Raw genomic sequence first — 20,436 nt, forward strand, 5'->3', positions numbered from 1 at the left:
TAGGGAACGGAGCGGAACATGGCAGAGGCTGCAGCTCACGATCACGACGACCACAGGCCGCATGGCTGGGTCCGCTGGGTCTACTCGACCAATCATAAGGACATCGGCACGCTCTACCTGATCTTCGCGATCATGGCCGGCATCATCGGCGGCGCGCTCTCGGTCGCCATCCGCATGGAGCTGCAGGAGCCGGGCATCCAGATCTTCAGCGGTCTGGCGCAGATGGTCTATGGCATGCAGGGCGACGCCGCCATCGACGGCGGCAAGAGCATGTACAACGCCTTCGGCGCCGCGCACGGCCTGATCATGATCTTCTTCATGGTCATGCCGGCCCTGATCGGCGGCTTTGCCAACTGGATGGTGCCGATCATGATCGGTGCGCCGGACATGGCTTTCCCGCGCATGAACAACATCTCCTTCTGGCTGCTGCCTCCGGCCTTCATCCTGCTGCTCTCCTCGATGTTCGTGCCGAGCGCCCCGGGTGCCTTCGGCGTCGGCGGCGGCTGGACGATCTACCCGCCGCTCTCGACGTCCGGTCAGCCCGGGCCCGCGATGGATCTGGCGATCCTGTCGATCCACATCGCCGGCGCGTCCTCGATCCTCGGCGCCATCAACTTCATCACCACCATCTTCAACATGCGCGCTCCCGGCATGACGCTGCACAAGATGCCGCTGTTTGCCTGGGCCGTGCTGATCACCGCCTTCCTGCTGCTCTTGTCGCTGCCGGTCCTGGCTGGCGGCATCACCATGCTGCTCACGGACCGCAACTTCGGCACCGCCTTCTTCGTGCCGGATCAGGGCGGTGACCCGCTGCTCTTCCAGCACCTGTTCTGGTTCTTCGGCCATCCCGAAGTGTACATCCTGATCCTGCCGGGCTTCGGCATCATCAGCCACATCGTCTCGACCTTCTCGAAGAAGCCTGTTTTCGGTTATCTCGGCATGGCCTACGCCATGGTCGCGATCGGCGCCGTCGGCTTCATCGTCTGGGCGCACCACATGTACACGACCGGCCTGTCGCTCGACACGCAGCGTTACTTCGTGTTCGCCACCATGGTCATCGCGGTGCCGACCGGCGTGAAGATCTTCTCCTGGATCGCAACCATGTGGGGCGGCTCGATCTCCTTCAAGCCGCCGATGCTGTGGGCGCTGGGCTTCATCTTCCTGTTCACCATCGGTGGCGTCACCGGCGTTCAGCTGGCCAATGCCGGCCTCGACCGCTCGCTGCATGACACCTATTTCGTGATCGCCCACTTCCACTACGTGCTGTCGCTGGGCGCGGTGTTCGCCATCTTCGCCGGCTGGTACTACTGGTTCCCGAAGATGACCGGCTACATGTACTCGCCGGTGATCGCCAACACCCACTTCTGGGTCACCTTCGTCGGCGTCAACCTGATCTTCTTCCCGCAGCACTTCCTCGGCCTCGCCGGCATGCCGCGCCGCACCGTCGACTATCCGGACGCGTTCGCCGGCTGGAACATGGTGTCGTCCTATGGCTCCTACATCGCGGCCGTCGGTGTCGCGATCTTCCTCTATGGCGTGTTCGAGGCCTTCCAGAAGAAGCGCGTCGCGGGCGCCAATCCGTGGGGCGAGGGTGCCACCACGCTCGAATGGCAGCTGCCTTCGCCGCCGCCGTTCCACCAGTGGGAACAGCTGCCGAAGATCAAGTAGGCGGCGCTACCGACGCATACGAGGGCGCCGGCTTGTCCGGCGGTCTTGGCCAACGGAATGATGGACTTTAAGTACGCATGGCCCTTGCCGGAAACAGATTGACGGAGGAAGCGGGCTTTCGCATGTCGGAAGCGACCGCGGGCGATTTCTTCGCCCTGTTGAAGCCGCGCGTCATGTCGCTGGTCGTCTTCACGGCCTTTGTCGGCCTTGTCGCGGCCCCGGTCACCATCAATCCGCTGCTGGCTATGATCGCCATCCTGGCTATCGCCATAGGCGCGGGCGCTTCCGGAGCGCTCAACATGTGGTACGACGCCGACATCGACGCCGTGATGACGAGGACCGCCGGTCGCCCGGTGCCGGCCGGCCGCGTCACGCCGGGTGAAGCGTTGACCTTCGGCCTGGTGCTGTCGGTGCTGTCGGTGATGACGCTCGGCGTGCTGGTCAACTGGCTGTCGGCATCGCTTCTTGCCTTCACCATCTTCTTCTACGCCGTCGTCTACACCATGTGGCTGAAGCGCTGGACGCCGCAGAACATCGTCATCGGCGGCGCTGCCGGCGCCATTCCGCCGGTGATCGGCTGGGCCGCCGTGACCGGCTCGGTCAGCCTGCAAAGCGTGATCCTGTTCCTGATCATCTTCCTGTGGACGCCGCCGCATTTCTGGGCGCTGGCGCTGTTCAAGTCCGACGACTACGCCCGCGCCGGCATCCCGATGATGCCGAACGTCGCCGGCCATGCCTCGACCCGCCGGCAGATCTTTGCCTATGCGCTGATCCTGGCGCCGGTCGGCGTTCTGCCCTGGGCGCTGGGATACACCACGGCCGGCTATGGCGTCGTCTCGGCCGTTCTCGGCGCGGGCTTCGTCTGGTATGCCTGGAAAGTGCTTGGCATGGCCGACGACGATCGCGCGATGAAGCCGGCCAAGGCGCTGTTCGGCTACTCGCTGCTTTACCTCTTCGCCATCTTCGCCGCCTATCTCGTCGACTGTGTGGTCGGGCGCGCCCTCATGATGGGAGGAGCATGACCGTGGCCGACAAGAAGCTCGAACTGGTCACGTTGACGGAACGCCAGCAGAAGGCGCGCCGCAACCGGTCCATCGCCATCGCTGTCGCGCTGGCGGCATTGGTCGTCATCTTCTACGCCGCCACCATCGTGCGCTTCGGCCACCAGGGCGCCAGCCTCACCGGCTCGGGCCTGTTGGGAGGCGGCTGATGGGGGGAGAGCTGAGCAAGTCCCGCAAGCTGAACAACGGCATCGTCGCCGCCGTCTGCCTTGCCTTTTTCACCGGCATGGTCGGCATGGCCTACGCTGCCGTGCCGCTCTACAAGATGTTCTGCCAGGTCACCGGCTATGGCGGCACCACGCAGCGTGCCGAGAAGCAATATGCCGGCCGCGTGCTCGACCGCGACATCACCATCCGTTTCGATGCCAATACCAACGGCATTCCGTGGCAGTTCGAGCCTGTGGCCCGCTCGGTGACGATCAAGATAGGCGAGACGACGCAGGCGCATTACAGCGCCACCAACAAGTTCGACCGCCCCATCACCGGCCGCGCTTCGTTCAACGTGCAGCCGGAAATGGCCGGCGCCTACTTCAACAAGGTGGAGTGCTTCTGCTTCACCGACACGACGCTGAAGCCTGGTGAGACACTGGACATGCCGGTCGTGTTCTATGTCGATCCAGACATCGTCAACGTGCCGGAACTCAAGGACTTGAAGACCATCACCCTGTCCTACACGATGTTCCCGGTCGAAAAGAAACAGCCGGTCGCCTCGTCGGCTCCGGCCGCTGGCAGCAGCACCAACAAAGTTCCAGATTCCGAAGCAAGCCTCGGGGGTTGATATGGCAGACGCGCACGCAAAACCACACCACGACTACCATCTCGTCAACCCGAGCCCCTGGCCATTCCTGGGTTCGGTCGGCGCACTGGTCACCGCCATCGGCGGCGTCTGCCTGATGCAGTATCTGAAGGGCGGCAACTTCCCGGTCTTCGGTCACAACATCGCCAATCCGTGGCTGTTCTTCATCGGCATGATCATCGTGCTCTACACGATGTTCGCCTGGTGGTCGGACACCATCAAGGAAGCGCATGAGGGCTACCACACGCGCGTCGTGTCGCTGCATCTGCGCTACGGCATGATCATGTTCATCGCCTCCGAGGTGATGTTCTTCGTCGCCTGGTTCTGGGCCTTCTTCGACGCCAGCCTGTTCCCCGGCGAGGCAAACCAGTATGCTCGCACCGCCTTCACCGGCGGCGTTTGGCCGCCGAAGGGCATGGAGGTCCTCGACCCCTTCCACCTGCCGCTCTACAACACCATCATCCTGCTGCTGTCGGGCACGACCGTGACCTGGGCGCATCACGCGCTGCTGCATGGCGACCGCAAGGGCCTGATCAACGGCCTTGTGCTGACCGTCGGTCTCGGCATGCTGTTCACCATGGTGCAGGCCTACGAGTACATGCACGCGCCCTTCGCGTTCAAGGAATCGATCTACGGCGCCACCTTCTTCATGGCGACCGGCTTCCACGGCTTCCACGTCATCATCGGCACCATCTTCTTGGCTGTCTGCCTGGTGCGCGCGATAAGGGGCGACTTCACGCCCAAGCAGCATTTCGGCTTCGAGGCGGCCGCCTGGTATTGGCACTTCGTCGACGTGGTCTGGCTGTTCCTGTTCAGCGCGGTCTATGTCTGGGCTTCGAACGGCGCGCTGATCGAAGGCCACTGATAAAAAGGCAATTCCGGGAAAAGCGTAGCGGCTTTTGCGGAATTTGCTTGGAGCAACGGGCGGCCGCGGCGACGTGGCCGCCTTATCTTTTCAAGCGAAAGGGTCTACGGTGCCGGCATGAGCGAAGACAAGGCGATCTGGCCGCCCATCGACCCGATCTCGGCGGGCCTGCATGGCCGCTGCCCGCGCTGCGGCGAAGGCAAGCTGTTCTCGGGTTTCCTCACCGTCGGCAAGCGCTGCTACAATTGCGGGCTCGACTATTCCTTCGCCGATGCCGGCGACGGGCCGGCGGTGTTCGTCATTCTGATCATCGGCTTCCTCGTCGTCGGCCTCGCGCTCTGGATGGAGGTGACGTTCAGCCCGCCGCTCTGGCTGCACTTCATCTTATGGATACCGCTGGCGCTGGTGCTCTGCCTGACGGCGCTGCGCCTGATCAAGGGCGTGCTGATCACCTTGCAGTACTCGAAGAAAGCCTCCGAGGGCAGGCTGGAATCCCACGAATGACCGAGGCGACCGGTTCGGCGGCCGGCCGTTCGCGGCCGCGCTCGGCGTTGCTCATCGGCCTCGGCCTTGTCCTGTTCGCCATCCTGATCGGGCTCGGCACCTGGCAGGTCCAGCGCCTGCACTGGAAGGAAGACCTGCTCGCGACCATCGACAAGCGGACTCATTCCGCGCCGTTGCCGCTGGCCGACGTCGAGAAGCTATTCGCGGCTTCCCACGATGTCGATTACACCCCGGTGACGGTGACAGGCACCTTCCTGCACCAGGGCGAGCGGCATTTCTTTTCGACCTGGGAAGGCGACAGCGGCTTCAATATCTACACGCCCCTCCTGCTCGAGGACGGCCGCTTCGTGCTCGTCAACCGCGGCTTCGTCCCCTACGATCTCAAGGATCCGGCCAGGCGCCAACAGGGCGAGATCGCCGGCAAGGTGACACTGACCGGGCTTGCCCGCAACCCGCTGCCGGGAAAACCGTCGATAATGCTTCCCGACAATGATGTCGCCAAGAACATCTTCTACTGGAAAGACCGCGACGTCATGGCCGCCACAGCCGGATTGCCGGCAGGCTTCGTGCTGGTGCCGTTCTTCATCGATGCCGACAAGACGCCGAATCCCGGCGGCTTGCCGGTCGGAGGCGTCACCATCATCGACCTGCCCAACAATCACCTGCAATATGCGGTCACCTGGTATGGCTTGGCTGCGGCTCTCGCCGCCGTGCTGATCCTGAGGCTGCGCCGCCCGGCAAAGGAAGCGTGAAGCCCGCGCTCTTGACAGGGCAGGGGTGCACGCCTCATTTCGCCTGAAGCAATTCCAGGAAAAGTGTGAGCGGTTTTCCGTCCGGAATTGCGTCAAAACAAAGAGATAGTTTCCGACTTAATCGGCCAGAATTCATGATTGAGAAAAAGCCTCCGCTGACGATCAGGCTCTGCCAGCCGCGCGGCTTCTGCGCCGGCGTCGACCGCGCCATCCAGATCGTCGTGCTGGCGCTGAAGAAATACGGCGCGCCGGTCTATGTCCGCCACGAGATCGTGCACAACCGCTACGTCGTCGAAGGGCTGCAGAGCCTCGGTGCCGTGTTCATCGAGGAACTCTCCGAGATCCCGCCGGAGCATCGCCAGTCGCCGGTGGTCTTTTCGGCTCATGGCGTGCCGAAATCGGTGCCGGCCGATGCCGAGGCGCGCAATCTCTTCTACCTCGACGCCACCTGCCCGCTCGTCTCCAAGGTGCACAAGCAGGCGATGCGCCACCAGCGGCTCGGCCGCCATGTGCTTCTGATCGGCCACGCCGGGCACCCGGAGGTGATCGGCACCATGGGCCAATTGCCGGAAGGCGCCGTGACCCTGATCGAGACCGAGGCCGACGCCGCGCGCTTCGTGCCGGTCGATGCGTCGGCGCTGGGCTTCGTCACCCAGACGACCTTGTCGGTCGAGGACACCGCCGGCATCATCCGGGCGCTCCAGGAGCGGTTTCCCGAACTGCACGCGGCTGCGGCCGAATCGATCTGCTACGCCACCACCAACCGCCAGGAAGCGGTCAAGGAGACGGCCGCCGGCGCCGATCTCTTCCTCATCGTCGGCGCGCCCAATTCGTCCAATTCGCGCCGCCTTGTCGAAGTGGCGGAGCGCGCGGGCGCCACCATGTCGCTTCTCGTGCAGCGCGCCGCCGAGATTCCGTGGGATGAGATCGCCGGGATCAGGACGCTCGGCCTGTCGGCCGGCGCCTCGGCGCCGGAGATCATCGTCGACGAGATCATCGACGCGTTCCGGCAGCGCTTCGACGTCACCATCGATCTGGCGATAACGGCCACCGAAACGGAGGATTTTCCGGTGATGCGGGTACTGCGCGATGTCGAACTGACGGCGGCCGACATGGCCTTCGTCAATGGAGCGGCGTGAAAGCGGATGGCCGTCTACACCGACGTCAACGAAGGCGAGTTGACCGCATTCCTCAAAGCCTATCCGGTGGGGGAATTGCTCTCCTACAAGGGCATCGCCGAGGGCACCGAGAATTCCAATTTCCTGGTTCACGCCTCGACCGGTTCCTACATCCTGACGCTCTACGAGAAGCGCGTCGACAAGGCCGACCTGCCGTTCTTCCTTGGCCTGATGGGCCATCTCGCCAGGAAGGGAATTTCCTGCCCGCTGCCGGTCACCGCGCATGACGGCACCGTCATCGGCACGCTCGCTGGCCGTCCGGCCGTCATCATCACCTTCCTCGAAGGCCTGTCGCTCAGGCGGCCGGCCGCCGCGCATTGCGCGGAAGTGGGCAAGGCGCTCGCCAGCCTCCATATCGCCGGCCAGGATTTTCAGATGAGAAGGCCGAACGCGCTGGCGATCGATGGCTGGCGCAAGCTATGGGCGGCCTCGCGCGACCGCGCCGACGAGGTGGAGCCGGGCCTGGCCGCGGAGGTCGATGCCGATTTAGCCGATTTCGAGCGCAACTGGCCGACCGACCTGCCGCAGGGCATCATTCACGCCGATCTGTTCCCGGACAATGTATTCTTTCTCGGCGAGAAGCTGTCCGGGCTGATCGACTTCTATTTCGCCTGCGACGATCTCTACGCCTACGACGTCGCCACCTGCCTCAACGCCTGGTGCTTCGAGAAGGATTTTTCCTTCAACCTGACCAAGGGGACGGCGCTGCTCGCCGGCTATCAGTCGGTGCGACCGCTTGGAAGCGACGAGAAGGCGGCTATGCCGATGCTGGCGCGCGGCTCGGCGCTGCGCTTCATGCTGACCCGGCTCTATGACTGGTTGACCATTCCGGATGGCGGGCTGGTGATGAAGCGTGACCCGACCGAATATATCCGCCGCATGCGCTTCCACCGCGCGATCAGGTCGCCATCCGAATACGGGCTGACATGAACAAAAAGATCGAGATCTTCACCGACGGCGCCTGCTCAGGCAATCCCGGGCCGGGGGGCTGGGGCGCCGTGCTGCGCTACAACGGCGTCACCAAGGAACTGTCCGGCGGCGAGGCCGAGACCACCAACAACCGCATGGAACTGCTCGCCGCCATCACGGCGCTCAATGCGCTGAAGGAGCCTTGCACGGTCGACCTCTACACCGACAGCAAATACGTCATGGACGGCATCTCCAAATGGATCCATGGTTGGAAGAAGAACGGCTGGAAGACCGGCGACAGGAAGCCGGTGAAGAATGGCGAGCTCTGGCAGGCACTCGACGAGGCCAACCGGCGCCACAAGGTCACCTGGAACTGGGTCAAGGGCCATGCCGGCCATCCGGAAAACGAACGCGCCGACGAACTGGCCCGGCAAGGCATGGCGCCATTCAAGCCGAAGCTTGCAAGGCCTGCGCCGGTCGTGGCCGCGCCACAGAAAGCCGCTCCAACCGGCAAACGCGCGCCCCGGCGCTCTACACAGAGCTACTGAGGATGCGCGCACCGTTGCCAGGTAGAGGCGAACTGAATCAAAAAGATTTGCGCCGGCTGCAGCGGCTCTGGGACGAGGGCAAGGCGAGCGGGAAACCAGAGCCTTTGGATTTTCACGTCCTCCGAAAGGAGGCTCGGAGGAAGTTGGCGGCAGCGGCGCGGAACGCCTGTTAGCTCGTGAGCGGGAGCCGCCTGTTTTAACGACCTATCGAATCAGCAGTGCCGTCGAGAACATGCCGAGCGCGAACACCGTGTGCGCCACGAGGTTGAGCGCGCGCACTTTCGTTGGATTGGGCAGTTTTGATGCCGCCCAGCCGGCGCCCATGCCCGGCGCCAGCAGGAACCAGCCAGCTCCGACGGTGACGATGCCGAGGATGAAGGCCGGCAGGAAGGTCGGCGCCGCCAGCCAGCCGGCGCCGACGAGCACCACCAGGATCACGCCGTAGACGATGCCGACGAGGTAGTGGAATGCCCAGCCAAGCGCTTTTTCATGCGCATAGGGCGCGGCCTTGCCGATATCGTCGTGGAAAACCCGCTGCGGGAGATGCCGGACCCAGCGTCCGACCATGCCCCAGTTGGGCAAGGGCTGGCCGATCGCCTTGTTGAGAATGACCGCCCAGATATCCATGAACACCGTGGCGCCGATGCCGATCGCCACCGCGCGCCAGGCGATGTCGAGCATCAGAGCTGCTCGATGATTTTCGCCGCGCCGCTCTCGTCAACGCCCGGCTTGGTTTCAACATTGAGCGCCACGACCTTGCCGTCGTCGACGATCATTGAGAAGCGCTTCGAGCGCAGGCCCATTCCGGCCGCGGAAAGATCGTTGTCGAGCCCGACCGACTTGGCGAAATCGCCGCTGCCGTCGGCGAGGTAGAGGATCTTGCCTTCGCCGCCGGTGAAGTGCGCCCAGGCGCCCATGACGTGGACGTCGTTGACCGAAACCACGGCGATGGTGTCGACGCCGCGCGCCAGGATCGCGTCATGGTTCTCCAGATAGCCGGGCAAATGGTTGTTGCTGCAGGTCGGCGTGAAGGCGCCGGGAACGCCGAAAAGCACCACCTTCTTGCCGGCGAAAATCTCGTCGCCGGTAACCTGCTTCACGCCGTCAGCGGTCATCATCTTGAAGGTCGATGCGGGCAGTTTTTCGCCAACCGAAATGGTCATGGGTTCCTCGCTTGCGAGATGGGGAAGATCGATGCCTTCGATATCGGACCGGACAGCTTCCCGCAACCGTTGCGCTAATGCTGGATCAAGGGAAAGGCAGCAACCCGTCGACCGAACCCTCGGCGCTGGTCAGCGTGTAATACAGCCCGCCATCGCTCGGCGTGGCCGATGGCCGGTCGAGGATCGGCACGGTGAAGACGAGCTTGCCGTCCTTCTCGCTGCGCACCGGCGCGCCGAACATGTAGTCGCGCTCGCCGGCGATGAAGAAGTCGACGGATTCCGGATCCCCGGGCGACTGCGCCTGGACGACAAGGGTCTCGTGGTCGCCGGGCAGCACGTTGATGCCGAAATCGGGCCGGGCCGGGGAGGGCAGCGTCGCAAGCGCGGTTTTGACCAATGCGGCGTCGGTCGCGTTGTCCGGATCGGACGCGGGATCGACGCTGAGCCGGGTCTGCACCGGAATGCAGATCGTCTCGCAGATGCCGAGGAAGACATGGGCGTCGATGGTCGCTGGTTGGCCGGGCGAGGACACCGTGAAGGTCACCGGCAGCGAAACGGGACGATCATAGCCGGCCCATTTTCCGTAGCCGTCGTCATGACGCTGCGGCGGCGGGAAAGACAATTGCGCGTCGGCGATGTTGGTGCTGCCGGATATGTCGAGCTGCGGGGGCACGCCGGCATCGCCCGGATCGCGCCAATAGGTCTTCCAGCCCGGCTTCAGCGCGATGTCGAGCACGCCGCGGATCTTGCCGGCCTCATCGGGCTTGCCGGTAGTCACCAGCCGGACCTTGCCGCCCTCCGAATTGTACCAGATCGAGGAAGAGGCCTCGGCCGGGAGGCTTGCAGCCCACCCCAAAACGACGCCGAGAACCAGTATCTTCATGTATCGCATGGCGGTGATTTGACCGTCCGTTCTTGGCCGCGCAATGGCCTCATCGCTCTCCCGGTATCATATTTGCGTGACATCGGGGACTGACACCATCTTTTCGGCGCAGCCGAAACGCGTTACGCTCAACCCATGGACTTGCTGCGCCACAAGAAGCCGGCCGCCGGACGCGGTTTCCTCGACGACCAGTTCCTGATTGCCATGCCTGGCATGAAGGACGACCGTTTCGCGCGCTCGGTCATCTATATCTGCGCCCATAGCGACGAGGGCGCGATGGGGCTGATCATCAACCAGACGCAGCAGATGCTGTTTCCGGATCTGCTGGTACAACTCGGCATCATGAACGAGCAGGAAGCGATCCGACTGCCGGCCCATACGCGCGATTTCGTCGTGCGCAATGGCGGGCCAGTGGACCGCAGCCGCGGTTTCGTGCTGCATTCCGGCGACTATCGCGTGGAATCCTCGCTCAACGTTTCCGACGATATCTGTCTGACCGCGACCGTCGACATCCTGCGCGCCATCTCCACCGGGCGCGGCCCCCGACATGCGCTGATGGCGCTCGGCTATTCCGGCTGGGGCGCCGGCCAGCTCGAGACTGAGATCGCCGAGAATGGCTGGCTCACCTGTCCGGCGACGCAGGAACTTCTGTTCGACGCCGATATCGAGCGCAAATACGATCGTATCCTGGCCTCGATCGGCATCGACCTCGCCCATCTGAGCGCCGCCGCCGGCCACGCGTGACGCTCGCGACTAGCGCGAACGCCCGCGACGTCGTCATCCTAGGGCGAAGCAGGAGCGTAGCTCCGTCGCGAAGACCCTAGGATCCATTCCGTTACATCGACCGTAGGTGCAGCGGCGCAGAATTCCGCACCGTTTTCAACGCCTTAGCGTCACGGCATGGATCCTAGGGTCTGCGCGCGTCGCTTCGCTCCTTGCTCCGCCCTAGGATGACGAACTGAGAGGGCGCCAGTCGCCGAAGCGGCCTCTAAGCCTGGGTCAGCGGATACTGCTCCCTTAGCGTCTTCAGCACCTGGTCGCCGGGCATCGGCGCGCCGAACATGAAGCTCTGGACATATTCGCAGCCCATCTGGCGCAGCTCTAGCGCATCGCTTTCGTCCGAGATGCCTTCGGCCACGACCGACAGCCCCAGCTCATGCGCCATGTTGACCATGGATTTGAGCAGCACGGCCCGCTTAGGCGTGGCGTCGTCGACAAAACTCTTGTCGATCTTGATCGTGTCGAAGGGGAAGCGCGTCAGATAGGAGAGCGAGGAATAGCCGGTGCCGAAATCGTCGAGCGACAGCCCGATGCCGAGCTGCTTCAGCTTGGTCAGCACATGCGCGGTCTGTTCCGGGTTGTCCATCACCAGGGATTCGGTGAGCTCGAGCCGGAAGCAGCGCGGCTTCAGATTGGCCCGTGCGATGACGGAGCGGACGTCGCTCACCAGATCGCGGCGGATGAGCTGGCGGCTCGACAGGTTGACCGACACCGACAGTGGCGCGTCGCCGATCTGCTTCTGCCAGCCCGCGAGGTCCTCGGCCGCCTGCTGCATGGCGAACAGGCCGAGCTGCACGATCAGCCCGCAATTCTCGGCCACCGGGATGAAGTCTCCCGGCGGGATCATGCCGCGGCGCGGGTGGTCCCACCGCAGCAGCGCCTCGAAGCCGGCGACGCTGCCGTCCTCCAGCCGCACGATCGGCTGGTAGGCAAGCGTGAACTCGCGCCGCTCGATGGCGCGGCGGAGGTCGGATTCGAACTGCAGGCGGTCAGTGCCGACGGTGCGGAAGGCAGGCCGGAACGGCTCGATGCGATCGCCGCCGAAGCGCTTGGCCTGGTGCATGGCAAGCTCGGCGTCCTTGACCATGTCCTCGGCGGAAGTCTGCGCCGTCGTCCAGGTGATCAGGCCGATCGAGGCGGTGAGCACGATCTCGCGCTTGGCGAAGGTGATCGGATTGTTGATCGCGTGCTTGATGGCATCTGCCATGGCCGCGATGCGGGCAGGGTCCTGCTCGGAAAGCAGCATCAGCGCGAACTGGTCGCCGGCAAAGCGCGACAGCGAATCCTTCGGCTTCAACAGCCGGTGCAGCCGGCGCGCGACGGTGAGCAGAATGGTGTCGCCGGCGGAAATGCCAAGGCCGTCATTGACCTGCTTGAAGCGGTCGATGTCGATGATGAAGACCGTCGGGCGCACCTTGTCCTCGGTGCGGGCGATCGAGATGATCGCCTCCAGCCGGTTCATGAACAATTCGCGGTTGGGCAGGCCGGTGAGGTTGTCGTGCACGGCGTCGTGCAGCAGCCTTTCCTCGGATTTCTTCTGCTCGGTGACGTCGACCATGGTGCCGACGCAGCGGATCACCTCGCCGTCGGAGCCTATCACCGGGCGGGCGCGCAGCGAGAACCAGTGATAGTGGCCGTCGGCGCCGCGCAGGCGGAAATTCTGCGCCACCTTGCCGCGGCGGTGCTCCAGCACCACGTCGAGCGTGGTGCGGAAGGTGTCGCGATCATCGGCATGCAGCACCGGCAGCCAGTTGCGGGCGGCACCGCCAAGGCTGTTTGGCGCAAGGCCGAGCTGCAGGCTGATATCCGGCTTGGTCACCACGCGGTCGCGCAGCACGTCCCAGTCCCAGACGATGTCGCCCGAACCCGCGACCGCAAGCGCCTGGCGCTCGAGGTCGGAGAACAGGCCCTGATGCGCCCCGCTGCCGGCAAAGGCATGCTGCATGACGGTGAAGCCGATGAGCAGGATGATCAGGATTAGCCCGCCGCCCAGCGCCGGCTGCGCGATGTCGTTGTCCAGCATGCCGGTGATCGCCATCCACGACCCGCATAGCCAGAGCAGCACCATCACCCAACTCGGCACCAGCATGATGGCCCGGTCATAGCCGCGAACGCCGAGGAAGATGATGAGGCCGAGGCCGGTGAGCGCGGTGGCGGCGAAGGAGATGCGGGCGATGCCGGCGGCGACCGCGGGATCGACGATGGCGACGCCCGCGATCAGAAGCAGGCCGAGGATCCAGACCAGCGCGCCGTAGCTGAAATGGCCATGCCACCGGTTGAGGTTGAGATAGGCGAACAGGAACACCACGAAGGTTCCGGCAAGCGCCACCTCCGTGCCGGCTCGCCATATCTGCTCGTTGCCGGGCGATATTTCGATGATCTTGTTGAGGAAGCCGAAGTCGACGCAGATATAGGCCAGCACCGCCCAGGCGAGCGCCGCGGTCGCCGGAAACATCGAGGTTCCCTTGACCACGAACAAGATCGTCAGGAACAGCGCCAGAAGGCCCGAGATGCCGATCACGATGCCGCGGAACAGCGTGTAGGAATTGACCGAGTCCTTGTAGGAATCCGGGTCCCAGAGATAGACCTGCGGCAGTTTCGGCGAGGCGAGCTCGGCGATGAAGGTCACCACCGTTCCGGGGTTCAGCGTCACGCGGAACACGTCGGCGTCGGGGCTTGTCTGCCGGTCGAGCGCGAAGCCCTCGCTGGGCGTGATCGCGGCGATGCGCGTCGAGCCGAGGTCGGGCCAGAAGATGCCGGAGTTCACCAGGCGGAAATGCGGCGCGACGATCAGCCGGTCGAGCTGCTGGTCGGTGGTGTTGGCCAGCGCGAAGACGGCCCAGTCGCCGCTCGAACGGGCGTCATTGGCCTCCACCTCAATGCGCCGCACGATGCCGTCGGGGCCTGGCGCGGTCGAGACCTGGAAGTTCTCGCCCTGGTTCCGGTAGATTTGCACGGCGCCGGAAAGGTCCAGCGCCTTGTCGTCGCGCGCGATCTTGATCGGCTCGACGGCGAAAGCCGGCATGGCCGCAAAAAACGTGACGACGACCGCCAGGATAAGGGCGAACAGCGACGCTAATCGCGAAAAATTCGTCACATTCAGCCCTTCGTTCCATCACCCGGCGGGTCGTCCGCGATCCGGGCGTAGAGGTAGTGATCCTGCCAGATGCCGTTGATCCTGAGATAGGATCGGAGAAGTCCTTCGCGCCGGAATCCGGCTTTTTCAAGCACGCGGATCGACCGGGCGTTTTCGGGAATACAGGCAGCCTCGATCCGGTGCAACCTCAGCGTATCGAAGGCGAAGCGCGACACCAGCTTGACCGCCTCGGTCATCAGGCCGCGGCTGCCGAAACGTTCGCCGATCCAGTAGCCGATATGGCCGCTCTGCGCGACACCGTGGCGGATGTTGCCGAGCGTGATGCCGCCGGCAAGCTTGCCGCTCGACTTTTCGAAGATGAAGAAGGCGATTGCCGTGCCCTGCGCGTAATCCTCGCGGTAGCGGCTGATGCGCAGCCGCCAGGCGGTGCGGTCGAGCTCGTCGGGCTGCCAGCGCGGCTCCCAGGGCTCGAGGAAGGCGCGGCTTTCGCCGCGCACAGTCGACCATTCGCGATAGTCGTTGGTCAGCGGCACGCGCAGCATGACCTTTTCGCCCTTCAGCGCCGGCAGGTCGCGGCGAAAGAAAGGGAGCGCGAACACGGCTCTGGAACGGAGGCTAGACGGCGAGCCGGCGGGCCGTCGTCTGCGGACCCGCAAGCGATTCGAGGATCGCCTCGTAGGGCGCAAGCGTGCCCACGGGGCCGACCGCGGTCAGCGTCGGCTTGGTCGAGAACAGCCGCGAGGAGAGATCGGTCAGCCGCTCGACGGTCAGCGCCGAAAGGCGCTCCATCAATTCCTCCTTGGCGATCGGCCGGCCAAACAGGAGCAACTGCCTGGCGATCTGAGATGCGCGGCTGGCCGGGCTTTCGGCCGACATGATGAGGCCGGCGCGATATTGCGCGCGCGCCCGGTCGAGCTCTTCCTGCTGGATGCTCTGGCCGGCCTTCTGCAATTCGTCGATGATCACCGGCACCAGCTTGGCGATGTCGCTCTGTCCGGTCGCTGCATGCACGCCGAAGATGCCGGTGTCGGAAAAACCCCAGTGGAAGGCATAGACCGAGTAGCAGAGGCCGCGCTTCTCGCGCACTTCCTGGAACAGCCTGGACGACATGCCGCCGCCCAGGATCATCGACAGCACCTGCGAGGCGTAGAAGTCGCGCACATGATAGGCGCGGCCCTCGAAGCCGAGCACGATCTGCGCATCCATCAGGTCGCGGTCCTCGCGGAAGTCACCGCCGACATATTGCGCGTATTGCGGGATATTGCCCGCCGCCTTGGCGCGGAAGCCGCCGAGTTTCTTCTCGACTTCGCGCACGAAATTGTCGTGCTTGATGTCGCCGGCCGCCACGAGGACCATGCGCTCGGCGTCGTATTGCCGCTCGATGAAGTCGTGCAACTGGCTGGAGGTGAAGGATTTGACCGTCTCCGGCGTGCCCAGGATCGAGCGGCCGATGGTCTGATGCCGGAAGGCGGTTTCGGTGAAGCGGTCGAAGACGATGTCGTCGGGCGTGTCGTGCGCGGCGCCGATCTCCTGCAGGATCACATGCTGCTCGCGCTCCAGCTCGTCGGGATCGAATTCGGATTCCTGCAGGATGTCGGCCAGGATATCGACCGCCAGCGGCACGTCGTCGGAAAGCACCCTGGCATAGTAGGAGGTCGTCTCGACGCTGGTGGCGGCGTTGATCTCGCCGCCGACATTCTCGATTTCCGAGGCGATCTCGAAGGCGCTGCGGCGCTTCGTGCCCTTGAACGCCATGTGCTCGAGCAGATGGGCCATGCCATGCTCTTCGTCGCGCTCGTTGCGGGCGCCGGACTTCACCCAGGCCCCTAGGGCAACCGATTCGATGCTTGGAAGGGTTTCGGTGGCGACTGTCAGGCCGTTCGACAGACGGCTTACCTCAACACCCATATGGCAAGTACTCCCTAACGCGCCGCCCGCGAGTGGCGGTTCACGTAATCTTCCACCATTTTCAAGTCGGATGGAAGTATCGTGTATTTTTCGTCGGCTGTCATCAAGCCGCCTAGCCATGCGGGCAGGGCAGGGGTGACGCCGGTCGCTGCCTCGACCGCGGCCGGGAATTTCGCCGGATGCGCGGTGCCGAGCACCAGCATGGGCACCGGACCGGAAGCGTGGGATGCGGCGACATGAACGGCGGCGGCCGTGTGCGGATCGAGCAGGTAGTTGCTTTTCTCGAGCGTCGCGCGGATGGTGGCCGCGACCTCGTCCACCGTGGCGCGGTCGGCGTCGAACTCGGCGCGGATGCGCTTAAGTTCGCCTTCCTCGATGGTGAAGGCGCCCGACTGCTTCAGCCCGTTCATGTAGCGGCGCACCGTTTCGGCGTCGCGGCCAGCCGCCTCGAACAGCAGCCGCTCGAAATTCGACGACACCTGGATGTCCATCGACGGCGAGGTTGTGGCGAACACGCCCCTGGTGCGGTATTCGCCGCTCGCCAATGTGCGCGCCAGGATGTCGTTGTCGTTGGTGGCGATGATCAGCCGCTCGATCGGCAGGCCCATGCGCTTGGCGGCATAACCGGCGAAGATGTCGCCGAAATTGCCGGTCGGCACGGTGAAGGAAACCGGCCGGTCCGGCGCGCCGAGCGACAGAGCGGACGAGAAATAATAGACGATCTGAGCCATGATGCGGGCCCAGTTGATCGAATTGACGCCCGACAGCGACACCCTGTCGCGGAAAGCGTGGTCGTTGAACATATCCTTCACCAGGCCCTGGCAGTCGTCAAAATTGCCTTCGACCGACAGCGCGTGGACGTTTGCCGCGCTCGACGTCGTCATCTGGCGCTGCTGCACCGGCGAGACCTTGCCGTGCGGGAAAAGGATGAAGATGTCGGTGCGGTCGCGGCCGGCGAAGGCGTCGATCGCAGCGCCCCCGGTGTCGCCGGAGGTGGCGCCGACGATCGTCGCGTGCTGTCCGCGTTCGGCGAGCACATGGTCCATCAGCCGCGCCAGCAACTGCATCGCCACGTCCTTGAAGGCCAGCGTCGGGCCGTGGAACAGCTCGAGGATGAAGGTATTCTTGCCGGTCTGCACCAGCGGGCAGACGGCCTCATGCCGGAACGTGGCGTAGGCCTCGCGCACCAGCCGCTCGAAGACGGGCGCCGCGATCTCGCCGCCGAGGAATGGCGTCAAGACGCGGATGGCAAGGTCGGGATAGGCAAGCCCGCGCATGGCGCGGATGTCGGCGACCGAAAACCGCGGCCATTCGCTGGGCACGTAAAGCCCGCCGTCGCGCGCCAAGCCGGCCAGCACAGCGTCTGAAAATCCAAGCGCGGGCGCATCGCCGCGGGTACTCACATATTGCATCGTCAATGGCCCATTGCTGCCGGTCGCGTCATCCACGGCAATTGGTTAATTTTCCGAGCCGGCTCAGTCGCATTTTTGCCGCGCCGTTGCTATACGTCACCGGCTTTGTGAGAGGGAAGTGCAGCTTCATGGCGTTTTATTCGGTCAACCGTCGCTTTGTCGCGGGTCTGGCGCTCACCGGCTTTATGCTTGCCGCCGCCGGCTGCCAATCGAGCGACAATGGCATATTGAACCTCGGCATCGGCAAGAAGCCCGATCCGACGGCTCCGATACCGCCGCCGGACCCCAAGATACTCGCCAGCCAGCTGCGCGCCTACTGCCCCAAGGTGACGCTGCGCGACGGCACTGCCTTCTTCAACACCTATGCCAAGGGCACGGCGGCGAAGCCCAAGAAAAAGAAGGCTGACGCCGCGGCCGATGCCGAAGCCGCGGCAGCCGCCGCGGCCGCGCAGACCGGACCCAACGGTCAGCCGGTCGATCCCGATCACGATCCGGCCAAGATCATCTACCAGGCCTCGATCTCCGATGTGACGCGCGACTGCACGCACGCCAACGGTCAGCTGTCGATGAAGATTGCCGTTGCCGGCAAGGTCGTGCCGGGTCCGCTGTTCGCGCCCGGCACCGTCACCATGCCGATCCGCATTGCGGTTCAGCATGGCAACGACGTGCTCTATTCGCAGCTCCATCAATACCAGGTGCAGGTCACCGATCCCTCGGCCGCAACCCAATTCGTCTTCACCGACGCCAATGTCGTGGTGCCGGAGCCGAGTGCGACCGATTACCAGGCCTATGCCGGCTATGACGAGAACACGCCGGCCGCCCCGGCGGACAAGTCGAAAGGCAAGAGGAAGAAGCGCGCTGCCACGACGAACTGATCGGTCCGCAAACGCGTAACGGATCTGGGAAGGCGCTTATGCGTCTTCCGACCACTCGGACAGCGCGGCGAGCGTGCCGTTCAGCTCCGCCCAGCGCCGGATGACCGTTTCGGCGCCGGCCTCGGTCAGCGCGTCGGCATGGCCCGGATAGCTGTGCCCGGCGCCGGTGAAGCCGATGACGCGCATGCCGGCCGCCCTGGCGCCGGCGATGCCGTGCACGGAATCCTCGATGACGAAGGTGTTCTTCGGGTTCGCGCGGAGCTTCTCTGCGGCGTAGAGGAAGACGTCCGGCGCCGGCTTGGTCTTCTTGCTGGGGATGTCCAGCCCCGAAAAGATACGGCCGGCGAAGAACGGCAGCAGCCGCACCTTCTCCAGCATGGATTGGACCCGCTCGGTGCTTGAGTTGGAGCAGACGGCGCGTGGCACGGTGACGGCCGCGACCGCCTCGCGGGCGCCGTCGATGATGCGCACGTCGCTGCGCAGCTTGCGGTCGACCAGTTCCTCGGCGCGGTCGATCAGCGAGGCCTGGAACGGAATGTGCGACTTCTCCTCGAGCCGCAGCATGATGTCCTTGAAGGTCAGTCCCGCATAGGTCTCGAAAATCTCCTCCGCCGAGATCTCGAATCCGGCCGATGTCAGAAGCTCGGCCTCAACGCGTGCGGCGACGATTTCGGAATCGACGAGCACGCCGTCGCAATCGAAGATGACAAGATCTGGCTGGGGCATGGCAATCCGGGTCGTTGGGGGAAAGGCCTGTCGGCTCAAGTGGCGCGGCATACACCAACGGGCCGGCCTGCGCAAACCGCGTGAGCCCGCGGCGGGCCTTCACCGAATGTTTACGCTGATCGGTAACCATAACAGCCAGTAAACCGTAACGCGTTTGTTTGGGTGATTTGATGTCCGCCGTGCGTCTTGTCGACGAGCTTTCCCACGCCCCTCTTCAGTCCGAATGGCTGGACACGATCCTGAAGGGCGATTGCGTCGCTGCGCTGGACCGGTTGCCGGAAAAGTCGGTCGACATCATCTTCGCCGACCCGCCCTACAATCTGCAGCTCGACGGCGACCTGCACCGGCCCGACCAGTCCAAGGTCGACGCCGTCGACGATGACTGGGACCAGTTCGAGAGCTTTGAAGCCTATGACGCCTTCACCCGCGCCTGGCTGCTTGCGGCGCGCCGCGTGCTGAAGCCCAGCGGCACCATCTGGGTTATTGGCTCCTACCACAACATTTTTCGCGTCGGCGCCCGCATGCAGGATCTCGGCTTCTGGATCCTCAACGACATCGTCTGGCGCAAGACCAACCCGATGCCGAATTTCCGCGGCCGCCGTTTCCAGAACGCGCATGAGACGATGATCTGGGCCTCGCGCGACCAGAAGGCCAAGGGCTACACCTTCAACTATGAAGCGCTGAAGGCCTCGAACGACGATCTGCAGATGCGTTCCGACTGGCTGTTCCCGATCTGCACAGGCGGCGAGCGCCTGAAGGACGAGAACGGCAACAAGCTGCATCCGACGCAGAAGCCGGAAGCGCTGCTTGCCCGTATCATGATGGCCTCGACCAAGCCCGGCGACGTCGTGCTCGATCCCTTCTTCGGTTCCGGCACCACCGGCGCCGTCGCCAAGCGCCTCGGCCGCCATTTCGTCGGCATCGAGCGCGAGCAGGCCTATATCGACGCCGCCAACGAGCGCATCGCGGCTGTCCGTCCCCTGGAAGACGCCGATCTCACCGTGCTTTCCGGCAAGCGCGCCGAGCCGCGCGTCGCCTTCATCAGCCTGATCGACAACGGCCTGGTGGCGCCCGGCGCCACGCTCTACGACGCCAAGAAGCGCTGGGCGGCGAAAGTGCGCGCCGACGGCACGCTGGCGATCGGCGACAGCGCCGGCTCGATCCACAAGATCGGCGCCGAGGTGCAGGGGCTGGACGCCTGCAACGGCTGGACCTTCTGGCACTATGAGCGCTCAGGCGGCCTCACCCCGATCGACGAGTTGCGCCGCATCGCCCGTCTCGGCATGGAACGGGCAGGGGCCTGAATCAACA

The 20,436-nt window shown here is 64.3% G+C and carries 21 protein-coding genes; 13 read left to right on the top strand and 8 right to left on the bottom strand.

What is annotated here, in order from left to right; all coding sequences use genetic code 11:
- Positions 1-18: 18 nt before the first annotated feature.
- The 10 genes from ctaD to rnhA all read left to right on the top strand — a co-directional run bounded on the left by ctaD (position 19) and on the right by rnhA (position 8,281).
- Complete coding sequence (gene ctaD, locus EN862_RS12550; protein WP_127867082.1) at positions 19-1,668, top strand: cytochrome c oxidase subunit I; 1,650 nt, start codon at positions 19-21, stop codon at positions 1,666-1,668.
- A 77-nt stretch (positions 1,669-1,745) separates the two neighbouring features.
- A complete protein-coding gene (locus EN862_RS12555; protein WP_127867083.1) occupies positions 1,746-2,690 on the top strand; it encodes a heme o synthase in 945 nt (314 codons plus the stop codon).
- On the top strand, positions 2,687-2,878 hold the full coding sequence (locus EN862_RS12560; protein WP_112125881.1) for a hypothetical protein: 192 nt from the start codon (positions 2,687-2,689) through the stop codon (positions 2,876-2,878). The genes EN862_RS12555 and EN862_RS12560 overlap by 4 nt, the downstream gene beginning before the upstream one ends.
- Entirely contained in the window at positions 2,878-3,507 is a 630-nt protein-coding gene (locus EN862_RS12565; protein WP_127867084.1) for a cytochrome c oxidase assembly protein, read from the top strand. Before EN862_RS12560 ends, EN862_RS12565 begins: the two co-directional genes overlap by 1 nt.
- A gap of 1 nt (position 3,508) precedes the next feature.
- Positions 3,509-4,390, top strand: coding sequence for a cytochrome c oxidase subunit 3 (locus tag EN862_RS12570; protein ID WP_127867085.1), 882 nt, complete (start codon positions 3,509-3,511; stop codon positions 4,388-4,390).
- Positions 4,391-4,507: 117 nt separating this feature from the next.
- A complete protein-coding gene (locus EN862_RS12575; RefSeq protein ID WP_112125877.1) occupies positions 4,508-4,894 on the top strand; it encodes a DUF983 domain-containing protein in 387 nt (128 codons plus the stop codon).
- Entirely contained in the window at positions 4,891-5,646 is a 756-nt protein-coding gene (locus EN862_RS12580) for an SURF1 family protein (protein WP_189401751.1), read from the top strand. Before EN862_RS12575 ends, EN862_RS12580 begins: the two co-directional genes overlap by 4 nt.
- A gap of 134 nt (positions 5,647-5,780) precedes the next feature.
- The gene (gene ispH, locus EN862_RS12585) at positions 5,781-6,785 is read left to right on the top strand and encodes a 4-hydroxy-3-methylbut-2-enyl diphosphate reductase (RefSeq protein WP_042641772.1); all 1,005 of its coding nucleotides are present in this window, start codon (positions 5,781-5,783) and stop codon (positions 6,783-6,785) included.
- A 6-nt stretch (positions 6,786-6,791) separates the two neighbouring features.
- Positions 6,792-7,754, top strand: coding sequence for a homoserine kinase (locus tag EN862_RS12590; RefSeq protein WP_127867086.1), 963 nt, complete (start codon positions 6,792-6,794; stop codon positions 7,752-7,754).
- Positions 7,751-8,281 (top strand): ribonuclease HI, encoded by a 531-nt coding sequence (rnhA, locus tag EN862_RS12595; protein ID WP_127867087.1) that lies wholly within the window; start codon positions 7,751-7,753, stop codon positions 8,279-8,281. The genes EN862_RS12590 and rnhA overlap by 4 nt, the downstream gene beginning before the upstream one ends.
- Positions 8,282-8,485: 204 nt before the next feature.
- Here rnhA and EN862_RS12600 read toward each other — a convergent pair whose 3' ends face one another.
- The 3 genes from EN862_RS12600 to EN862_RS12610 all read right to left on the bottom strand — a co-directional run bounded on the left by EN862_RS12600 (position 8,486) and on the right by EN862_RS12610 (position 10,336).
- Complete coding sequence (locus EN862_RS12600; RefSeq protein ID WP_127867088.1) at positions 8,486-8,962, bottom strand: DUF2938 domain-containing protein; 477 nt, start codon at positions 8,960-8,962, stop codon at positions 8,486-8,488.
- On the bottom strand, positions 8,962-9,444 hold the full coding sequence (locus tag EN862_RS12605) for a peroxiredoxin (RefSeq protein WP_127867089.1): 483 nt from the start codon (positions 9,442-9,444) through the stop codon (positions 8,962-8,964). The genes EN862_RS12600 and EN862_RS12605 overlap by 1 nt, the downstream gene beginning before the upstream one ends.
- A gap of 85 nt (positions 9,445-9,529) precedes the next feature.
- A complete protein-coding gene (locus tag EN862_RS12610) occupies positions 9,530-10,336 on the bottom strand; it encodes a protein-disulfide reductase DsbD domain-containing protein (protein ID WP_127867090.1) in 807 nt (268 codons plus the stop codon).
- Positions 10,337-10,462: 126 nt separating this feature from the next.
- Here EN862_RS12610 and EN862_RS12615 point away from each other — a divergent pair, with 126 nt between their 5' ends.
- Positions 10,463-11,071, top strand: coding sequence for a YqgE/AlgH family protein (locus EN862_RS12615; RefSeq protein ID WP_127867091.1), 609 nt, complete (start codon positions 10,463-10,465; stop codon positions 11,069-11,071).
- Between the two features lie 244 nt (positions 11,072-11,315).
- Here the strand turns inward: EN862_RS12615 and EN862_RS12620 are convergent, their stop codons facing one another.
- From EN862_RS12620 to thrC, 4 genes are read right to left on the bottom strand one after another with little or no spacing between them, the layout of a single operon-like run.
- A complete protein-coding gene (locus EN862_RS12620; protein ID WP_127867092.1) occupies positions 11,316-14,204 on the bottom strand; it encodes an EAL domain-containing protein in 2,889 nt (962 codons plus the stop codon).
- A gap of 2 nt (positions 14,205-14,206) precedes the next feature.
- A complete protein-coding gene (locus EN862_RS12625) occupies positions 14,207-14,803 on the bottom strand; it encodes a GNAT family protein (RefSeq protein WP_127867093.1) in 597 nt (198 codons plus the stop codon).
- A 16-nt stretch (positions 14,804-14,819) separates the two neighbouring features.
- Positions 14,820-16,112: a pitrilysin family protein gene (locus EN862_RS12630; protein ID WP_127867094.1), complete on the bottom strand. Its 1,293-nt coding sequence runs from the start codon at positions 16,110-16,112 to the stop codon at positions 14,820-14,822.
- 14 nt (positions 16,113-16,126) lie between these two features.
- The gene (gene thrC, locus EN862_RS12635) at positions 16,127-17,524 is read right to left on the bottom strand and encodes a threonine synthase (protein WP_127867095.1); all 1,398 of its coding nucleotides are present in this window, start codon (positions 17,522-17,524) and stop codon (positions 16,127-16,129) included.
- Positions 17,525-17,652: 128 nt separating this feature from the next.
- Between thrC and EN862_RS12640 the strand changes: the two genes are divergently transcribed.
- Positions 17,653-18,399 carry a hypothetical protein gene (locus tag EN862_RS12640; RefSeq protein WP_127867096.1) on the top strand — a complete coding sequence of 249 codons (747 nt, stop codon included), beginning with the start codon at positions 17,653-17,655 and terminating at the stop codon, positions 18,397-18,399.
- Between the two features lie 36 nt (positions 18,400-18,435).
- Here the strand turns inward: EN862_RS12640 and EN862_RS12645 are convergent, their stop codons facing one another.
- Entirely contained in the window at positions 18,436-19,125 is a 690-nt protein-coding gene (locus EN862_RS12645; protein ID WP_127867097.1) for an HAD family phosphatase, read from the bottom strand.
- Positions 19,126-19,295: 170 nt separating this feature from the next.
- Here EN862_RS12645 and EN862_RS12650 point away from each other — a divergent pair, with 170 nt between their 5' ends.
- Positions 19,296-20,429, top strand: coding sequence for a site-specific DNA-methyltransferase (locus EN862_RS12650; RefSeq protein WP_127867098.1), 1,134 nt, complete (start codon positions 19,296-19,298; stop codon positions 20,427-20,429).
- Positions 20,430-20,436 lie beyond the last annotated feature (7 nt).

Origin of the sequence: Mesorhizobium sp. M2E.F.Ca.ET.219.01.1.1 (assembly GCF_004016445.2) — a bacterium.
GTDB lineage: Bacteria > Pseudomonadota > Alphaproteobacteria > Rhizobiales > Rhizobiaceae > Mesorhizobium.